Annotated in this window: 2 protein-coding genes and 1 pseudogene; 2 read left to right on the top strand and 1 reads right to left on the bottom strand. The window is 72.6% G+C overall.

Annotated elements, in window-relative coordinates; genetic code table 11:
* Positions 1–659, top strand: a 659-nt coding sequence (locus tag DW309_RS10960; RefSeq protein ID WP_136045390.1) for an SDR family oxidoreductase, incomplete at its 5' end; no start/stop codon positions are given.
* Positions 660–671: 12 nt separating this feature from the next.
* On the opposite strand, the gene DW309_RS10955 is transcribed toward DW309_RS10960, so the two are convergent.
* Positions 672–1310 carry a TetR/AcrR family transcriptional regulator gene (locus tag DW309_RS10955; protein ID WP_136045389.1) on the bottom strand — a complete coding sequence of 213 codons (639 nt, stop codon included), beginning with the start codon at positions 1308–1310 and terminating at the stop codon, positions 672–674.
* 63 nt (positions 1311–1373) lie between these two features.
* On the opposite strand from DW309_RS10955, the pseudogene DW309_RS10950 reads away from it, so the two are divergent.
* Positions 1374–1908 (top strand): annotated as a pseudogene (locus tag DW309_RS10950) (glycosyltransferase); the annotation flags it as partial.

The following is a 1908-nucleotide window of genomic DNA, read 5'->3' as shown; positions in this document are numbered from 1 at the left end:
GGGCCCGGGTGACCGTCGCCGACATCGACGGCGACGCGGCGCGGGCCCTCGCGGCGGAGGTGGGCGGGGAGGCGTGGCAGGTGGACCTGTCCGACGTCGCCGCGCTCGCCGAGGTGCGGATCGACACCGACATCCTCGTGAACAACGCGGGCGTGCAGCACGTCAGCCCCATCGAGGAGTTCGATCCGGAGCGGTTCTCGTTCCTCCTGCGGCTGATGCTGGAGGCGCCGTTCCTGCTGATCCGCGCCGCCCTCCCCGGCATGTACGAGCGAGGGTTCGGGCGGGTGCTGAACGTGTCGAGCGTGCACGGCCTGCGGGCCTCGCCGTTCAAGGCGGCGTATGTCGCGGCCAAGCACGGGCTGGAGGGCCTGTCGAAGGTCACGGCGCTGGAGGGCGCGGCCCACGGGGTGACGAGCAACTGCCTGAATCCGGGCTACGTGCGCACGCCGTTGGTGGAGAAGCAGATCGCGGACCAGGCGCGGCTGCACGGCATCGCGGAGGACGAGGTGCTGGAATCGGTGCTGCTCACCGAGTCCGCGATCAAGCGGCTGGTGGAACCGGAGGAGGTCGCGGCGCTCGCGCTGTGGCTCGCGGGCGACGCGGCGGGCATGATCACCGGAGCAAGCCACACGATGGATGGCGGCTGGTCGGCGCGCTGACGCGCAGGCGCGTCAGGGGCGTGTGACCTCGGCGAGCACCGTCGTACGCAGCCAGTCGGCGTAGCGGGCGGGCGTCCACCCGGACTGCGCGACCAGCTGCTGGTAGCTCTCGGGCGACAGCAGGAACGACAGGGCATCGGCGGTCGCGTCGGTGTCGGTGGCCGCGGGGGCGATGCCGCGCCGCACCAGCTCCGCCACGAACCCGCGGTAGTCCGCCGCCCGGTTGTCCAGGATGCGGCGGAGCGCTTCGTCGACGACGGGGTCGGACAGCGCGGCCCCGAGCAGGACGGTCCACAGGCCGTGCCCGCGCTGGTTGGCCGTGGTGATCTGGGTGAGCACGCCGTCGAGGAATGCGTCGTCGGGCAGGTCGAGCAGTCCGGAGGCGACCTCCGTCTCCACGAGTGACTCCGCGGCCTCCGACCCGGAGAACGTCACCTCGAACGCGGCGATCAGCAGCTCGGCCTTCGCCGCGGTGGTCTTCACGGTCTCGGCCGACACCCCGGCCTCGCGGGCGATGGCAGCGATCGTGGTCGCCTGGTACCCCTGCGACGCGAAGAGGCGGGCGGCTGCGGCGACGATGCGCGCTCGCGTCTCCTGGGCCTGGCGGGTGCGCAGGGCGGACGTGTAGGCACGCGGGGCGGCTTCAGCCATTGACTTTCCTCAGGGGGTGATGAATACTTCCACGGTATAGTCAATCCTAACCGAAGGCAAGCCATGTCCAGCTACCTCCTCACCTGCACTCCCGCTCACGGTCACGTGCTGTCCCTCCTGCAGGTCGCCCGGCACCTGGTCGACGCCGGGCACGAGGTCGGATTCCTCACCAGCGCCCGCTACGCCGACCGGGTGCTGGCCAGCGGCGCCCGCTTCCTTCCGCTGCCGCCCGAGGCCGACGTCGACCTCGACGACGCCGACGGCGCGTTCCCCGAGCGTGCCGGTCTCACCGGCCCCGCAGCACTCCGGTTCGACATGAGCACGCTGTTCGTGCGGCCCGGTGCCGCCCAGCTCGCGGCCGTGCGCGCCGAGCTCGCCTCCCGTCGCATCGACGTCGTCCTCACCGAGCCGCTCTTCGTCGGGGGTGCGCTGCTGCAGCTCCTGCCCGCGGCCGAGCGGCCGCCCGTGATCGCGCTCGGGATCTTCCCCCTCGGAGCCCGCAGCGTCGACACCGCGCCGTTCGGGCTGGGCGTCACCCCGATGCGCGGGCCGCTGGGGCGCCTGCGCAACGCGGCCCTGCGGCTCGTCGCCGAGCGCG

This window comes from Microbacterium sp. K41, assembly GCF_004794395.1.
Classification (GTDB): Bacteria; Actinomycetota; Actinomycetes; order Actinomycetales; family Microbacteriaceae; genus Microbacterium; species Microbacterium sufflavum.
This window is presented reverse-complemented; position numbering and strand designations above follow the sequence as displayed.

What these genes read in the sequence shown, in the direction of transcription:
- DW309_RS10955 (WP_136045389.1), bottom strand. Translation starts at nt 1,310, where the DNA reads ATGGCTGAAGCCGCCCCGCGTGCCTACACGTCCGCCCTGCGCACCCGC.